Origin of the sequence: Stenotrophomonas sp. 2YAF22 (assembly GCF_052114665.1) — a bacterium.
Lineage (GTDB): Bacteria > Pseudomonadota > Gammaproteobacteria > Xanthomonadales > Xanthomonadaceae > Stenotrophomonas > Stenotrophomonas indicatrix.
Window position 1 is genome coordinate 1 of the sequence record NZ_JBFRFE010000265.1, and the last position, 5,407, is coordinate 5,407.

The window sequence follows — 5,407 nt, forward strand, 5'->3', positions numbered from 1 at the left end:
CACCCTGACCGGCAGCGAGAGGGCAGGGCGCTCCATCGCGTCCAACGCTGGCAGCCAGTTGAAGAAGTCGGTGATGGAGCTGGGCGGCAGCGACGCCTTCGTGGTGCTCGATGATGCCGACCTGGACAAGGCGGTTGCCGCCGCGGTGAAGTCGCGCTTCGACAACAGTGGCCAGACCTGCATTGCCGCCAAGCGCTTCATTGTGGTTGAAGCGGTGGCCGATGAATTCACCCGGCGCTTCGTCGAAGCTGCAGGCGAGCGTCAGTACGGCGACCCGAACGAGCGCGGCACCACGCTGGCACCGATGGCCCGTGCCGACCTGCGCGACGAACTGCACAAGCAGGTGCAGGCCAGCGTCGCCAAAGGCGCGCGGGTGCTGATCGGCGGCGAACCGATCGCCGGTTCGCATGCGGGCTACCCGGCCAGCGTGCTCGACCAGGTGGGGCCGGGCATGCCGGCCTATGACGAAGAACTGTTCGGGCCGGTCGCTGCGGTCATCCGGGTCAAGGATGAAGCCGAGGCACTGCGCGTGGCCAACGACACCCGCTTCGGCCTCGGCGGCAGCGTGTGGACGCGCGACCCGGTGCGTGGCGAGTCCTTCGCCCAGCGCATGGAATGCGGCGCGGCCTTCGTCAACGCCATCGTCAAGAGCGATGCACGGTTGCCGTTCGGCGGCAGCAAGGAATCAGGTTTCGGCCGTGAACTGGCCGACCACGGCATCCATGAGTTCATGAACATCAAGACCATCTACGTGGCTTGATGTTCGCCCAATGCGCCACGATAGGTACGCTAGGTGTCGACCGTCGTGGCCTACCGGTCCAGTGGGTATCGACGGTTGGTGGCCTACCGGTCCAGTGGGTATCGACCGTTGGTCGATACGCCCTACAGCCACTTCACCCGTTGGTGGCCTAACGGTTCGGTGGGTATCGACCGTTGGTCGATACGCCCTACAACCACTTCACCCGCTTGAACAGCCGGTACAGGCCAACGCAGATGCCACCGACAGCGACGATCATCAGCGGGTAGGCCCATGGCTGGTTCAATTCCGGCATGTGGCTAAAATTCATGCCATACCAGCTGGTGATCAGCGTCGGTGCGGCCAGCAGCGCGGCCCAGGCACCCAGCCGCTTCACTGTCTCACCCTGGGCCAGCGTCACCAGTGACAGGTTCACGCTCAGGGCCGTGCCCAGCATCTCGCGCAGCGTGTCGATGACATCGCTGATGCGTACCGCATGGTCGTGCACGTCGCGGATATACAGCTTCACTTCGTCCGGGAACAGCTCGCCCTGGTAGCGGCGCAGCTGTGCCAGTACATCCTGCAGTGGCGCCACCGCCATCCGCATCTTGTTCAACTCGCGCTTGAGCTCGTACAGGCGCACCACCGTGCTGCGTTTGTAGCTGTCGGCGAAGATGTCCTTCTCCAGCAGTTCCAGGGTGTCGCGGAAGCGGTTGGTGATGGGCAGGTAATTGTCGACCACGAAGTCGGCCACGGCGTACAGGCAGTACGACGGGCCCATCTTCAGCAGCTGTGGTTCGCGCTCCACGCGCGCACGCACCGGTGCGTACGAGAGCGAGGCGCCATGGCGAACGGTCACCAGGAACCGTGGGCCGAGGAAGGCGTGGGTCTCGCCGTACTGGATGCGCTCGTCAACCATCTGCGCGGTGGTCACCACCACGAACAACGAGTTGCCGTAGGCCTCCACCTTGGGGCGCTGGTGCGCGTTGCGCGCATCTTCGACGGCCAGGTCGTGCAGGCAGAATTCTTCCTGCAGCTTCAGCAGTACATCTTCGTTCGGATCGTACAGGCCGACCCAGACGAAACCATTGTTGCTGGCGATGACATCGCTGATGGCATCCAGACTGATGTCGTGGCGTTTGCCGTCGTCATCGTAGTGGACGCAGTTGATGACGCAGGTGGGATTGGCTGCGGCGGAGGCGGCAGCAGCAGGGGCGGGCAGTGAGGCGGGCAATGACATGCCCGCCATCGTGCGTCAGTGCTGCGTTTCCGACAAGTGAGGACGGCGCCCCAGCACCCAGGCCAGCGCCGCGTGGACCGGCAGCAGCAGTACGATCCACTGCACGTTGTACTGCGCCTGCAGGCTCAGCCAGTGCAGCACCAGGGCAGCCACGGCCTGCACCGCCACCAGCCACAGGACGATCCTGAACATGCGGCCAGGCACGCGCCGTCGCAGCAGGCTGATCGCCCCCGGCAACAGCAGTACGCACAGCGGCGACAGCAGCAGCAGGTTGCGGTTGGCCCAGGCAGCGTAGTGCGTGCTGAAACCCCACAGGAACACCAGCAGGCCACCGGCGATCGTGCACAGCAGCCACAGCGGCAAGGCCAGGCCGGCCAGCAGGCGCGTACGCCTGCGCAGCGCCAGCACGCCCACCGCAATCACCAGGCCACACAGCAGCCACGGCCACCAGCGGCGCGCGAACTCCTTGGGTTCGGGATCGATGCGGTGCGGCAGCAGTTCCTGCTCGGACTGCACCAGCGGGCGGCCGTCGCTGTTGCGGGCTTGCCGCAGGGCATCGGCCAGGCGCATCGGCACGAAGGCTTCCTGCCAGCGCGACAGCGGCTGGTCGGCAAACGGACCCAGGCCGATATCGAAGCCCAGCCACATCCACGGGGCCGGCGACGCCAGGCGCACCGACTCGCTGCGATAGGTGTTGCCACGCGAACGGCCCGACAGCTGTGAATGCAGCCCGCCGCCCAGTGCCTTGTCCAGCGTGTCGCGCACCATCGTCGCGCAGTTGGCGGTGTAGTAATCGTAGTGGTAGCGCGCGTTTTCCGGCTTGGCCCGTTCGGCCAGGTCGGCGGCCAGCGAGCGCGCCTGGTCAGGCGTGATATCCAGCCACTGCACGCTGGCACCGCGGCCGGTCTCGTCGTAGTACGACAGGTCCTGCTGCAGCGGCAGCGCCACCAGGTAATACATCATGTCGCCACGCACGAAGCGGCCGATGAAATCCTGTTCGGACGGATCGAAGTAGCCGAAGTTGTACGAGATCGCCTCGCCGCTCACTGGGTCCAGCACGACGATGGCATCGTGGCCGAAGCGTTCGAAGAACACGGTGCCGGGCTGCATGGTGACCACACCGACGCGCGGGGCAGGGGCATCGCTGGCCGTCGAAACGGTCGGCGCCGCCGCCTGCGCGAACGCAGCCAGGGGCAGGGCCGTGGCCAGCAGGCACAACGCCAGCCACAGGGTCAGGATCAGGCCACGGTGCTTCAAGCGTCGTCCTGCGCGTCCGGTGCCAGCACCGTTACATGGAATGCCTGGACCCGGCGCGCATCGGCGCGGGCTACGCGGAACATGAAGCGGTCCAGCGCCAGTTCGTCACCGACTTCCGGCAGATGGCCCACCGCTTCGGTTACCAGGCCACCGATGGTGTCGTAGTCCTCATCGGAGAAGGTGGCACCGAAGCGCTCGTTGAAATCGCCGATCGGCGTCAGTGCATCCACCACGTACTGGCCATCAGCCTGGATGGCGATCTGCGCGGAGAAATCCTCGGCCTCGTCATGCTCGTCGTCGATCTCGCCGACGATCTGCTCCAGCACGTCCTCGATGGTGACCAGGCCGGCGACACCGCCGTACTCGTCCACCACGATCGCCATGTGGTTGCGCGACAGGCGGAATTCCTTCAGCAGTACGTTGAGCTTCTTCGCTTCCGGAATCAGCACCGCCGGGCGCAGCAGTTCACGCACGTTGCCCGGACCGTTGTCGGCAACCACGCCACGCAGCAGGTCCTTGGCCAGCAACACGCCAAGGATGTCGTCCTTGTTTTCGCCATGCACCGGGAAGCGCGAATGACCGGACTCGACCACCTGCTTCATCAGCTCCAGGAAGGGCGCCTCGACCGGCAGCGAGACCATCTGCGAACGCGAGATCATCACGTCGCCCACGGTCAGCTCGGCCACCGAAATGGCACCTTCCATCATCTTCAGGGTATCGGCGGCGATCAACCCTTCTTCCTGCGCGGTGTGCAGGACAGCGACCAGCTCGTCGCGGGTGTGGGGTTCGCCGGAAAAAGCAGACGTCAGGCGTTCAAGCCAGCCGCGCTTCTTTTCACTGTGCTCCACGAAGGAGCTACTACTGTCGTCTTCTGACATCTCTGGAAAAAAGGCACCCGGCAGGCCGGGCGATGACCCAAGTCTAGCAGGATGTGGGGGCCTGTCAGTGACCGTCGGCCGCCGGGGCGGTGGCGGCCGGGCCCTCGTCCTCGGCCGGCAGGTCCAGGCTGTAGGTGCAGCCGGCCAGGGTCCTTCCGGGGTGGCTGGCGACGGTGGATACGCTGAGGATGATCGACTCGATCTGCGCCTCCCCGGTCTTCGGGTCGGTCACATCGCGGCTGACCAGCTCGCGCCCGGCCATGAACTTGCCGTCCTGGTCGTAGCCGATCTCCAGGGCCAGCTGCTTGGCCAACGGCCGCGGGTCGGCCTGGTCGAGTACGGCCATGACGCTGGCGCCGGCCACGGCCACACGCTCGGCCTGCTGGCCGAACACGGTGATCGGGCTGGCCAGCCGGTACTCGCTCATGAACTGGTTGCCCTGCGGCAGCGGCTGCAGGCCGTGGGCCACGGCCTTCAGCGGATCGGCCAGCAGCGGTGCCAGCGCGGCGTGCTCGGCCACGCCCTGGCGGCATTCGATCAGGGCAGGCAGGTCCGGCGCGGCGGAAGCGGTGGAGGCAACGAGCAGCAGGGGCAGGGCAGTACGCAGCAGCACAGGCGAGGTTCCGTGGTAGAGCCGAGCCCATGCTCGGCTGCATTCTGGTCGGTTCTGCGGGGCGCATGGCCCACTGCGCCCGAGCATGGGCTCGATCACGCAGGGGCTGGCCAGGTTTCAGCGCTCGCCCGCGTACGGGTCGTCGATGCCGAGCTCGGCCAGGATTTCGCGCTCCAGCTGTTCCATCGCCTCGGCTTCCTTGTCGTCCTCGTGGTCCCAGCCGAGCAGGTGCAGCACGCCGTGTACGGTCAGGTGCGCGTAGTGGGCGTTGAGCACTTTGCCCTGCTCGTCGGCTTCACGCGCCACCACCGGTGCGCAGATCACCAGGTCGCCCAGCAGCGGGAACTTGACGCCCTTGGGCAGGCCCTCCGGCACGTCGGCCGGGAAGCTCAGCACGTTGGTGGCGTAGTCCTTGCCCCGGTAGTGCCGGTTCAACGACTGGCCTTCCTTGCTGTCGACCACGCGGATGGCCAGGTCGGCCTCGCGGATCCGGCCCTTCAGCGCAGCCGCCACCCACTTGCGGAAGCTGACGGCAGAGGGCAGCCCGGCGCGGGGCAGGGCGTAGCTGACGGCGACATCCAGTCGTACGGGACCACGGGTCATGGAGTCGCTCCAGGTTGGATCTCATGCAGGTCGCGGCGGTCGTAGGCACTGACGATCCGCGCCACCAGCGGGTGGCGGAC

The 5,407-nt window shown here is 66.3% G+C and carries 6 protein-coding genes; 1 reads left to right on the plus strand and 5 read right to left on the minus strand.

What is annotated here, in order from left to right:
• A partial coding sequence (locus AB4Y84_RS11880; RefSeq protein WP_442250179.1) for an aldehyde dehydrogenase family protein occupies positions 1-760 on the plus strand: 760 nt, incomplete at its 5' end.
• A gap of 187 nt (positions 761-947) precedes the next feature.
• On the opposite strand, the gene AB4Y84_RS11885 is transcribed toward AB4Y84_RS11880, so the two are convergent.
• The 5 genes from AB4Y84_RS11885 to ybeY all read right to left on the minus strand — a co-directional run bounded on the left by AB4Y84_RS11885 (position 948) and on the right by ybeY (position 5,327).
• A complete protein-coding gene (locus AB4Y84_RS11885; protein WP_051562385.1) occupies positions 948-1,976 on the minus strand; it encodes a magnesium and cobalt transport protein CorA in 1,029 nt (342 codons plus the stop codon).
• Positions 1,977-1,991: 15 nt separating this feature from the next.
• On the minus strand, positions 1,992-3,233 hold the full coding sequence (locus tag AB4Y84_RS11890) for a lipoprotein N-acyltransferase Lnb domain-containing protein (RefSeq protein WP_312109026.1): 1,242 nt from the start codon (positions 3,231-3,233) through the stop codon (positions 1,992-1,994).
• Positions 3,230-4,111 carry an HlyC/CorC family transporter gene (locus AB4Y84_RS11895; protein WP_032975685.1) on the minus strand — a complete coding sequence of 294 codons (882 nt, stop codon included), beginning with the start codon at positions 4,109-4,111 and terminating at the stop codon, positions 3,230-3,232. The genes AB4Y84_RS11890 and AB4Y84_RS11895 overlap by 4 nt, the downstream gene beginning before the upstream one ends.
• 64 nt (positions 4,112-4,175) lie before the next feature.
• Positions 4,176-4,724, minus strand: a complete 549-nt coding sequence (locus AB4Y84_RS11900; RefSeq protein ID WP_442243725.1) for a hypothetical protein — start codon at positions 4,722-4,724, stop codon at positions 4,176-4,178.
• Between the two features lie 117 nt (positions 4,725-4,841).
• On the minus strand, positions 4,842-5,327 hold the full coding sequence (ybeY, locus tag AB4Y84_RS11905) for an rRNA maturation RNase YbeY (RefSeq protein WP_100464485.1): 486 nt from the start codon (positions 5,325-5,327) through the stop codon (positions 4,842-4,844).
• Between the last annotated feature and the right edge of the window lie 80 nt (positions 5,328-5,407).

Coding starts and splice junctions, on each gene's coding strand:
- AB4Y84_RS11885 (WP_051562385.1), bottom strand. CDS start 1,976: ATGTCATTGCCCGCCTCACTGCCCGCCCCTGCTGCTGCCGCCTCCGCC.
- AB4Y84_RS11895 (WP_032975685.1), bottom strand. CDS start 4,111: ATGTCAGAAGACGACAGTAGTAGCTCCTTCGTGGAGCACAGTGAAAAG.
- ybeY (WP_100464485.1), bottom strand. CDS start 5,327: ATGACCCGTGGTCCCGTACGACTGGATGTCGCCGTCAGCTACGCCCTG.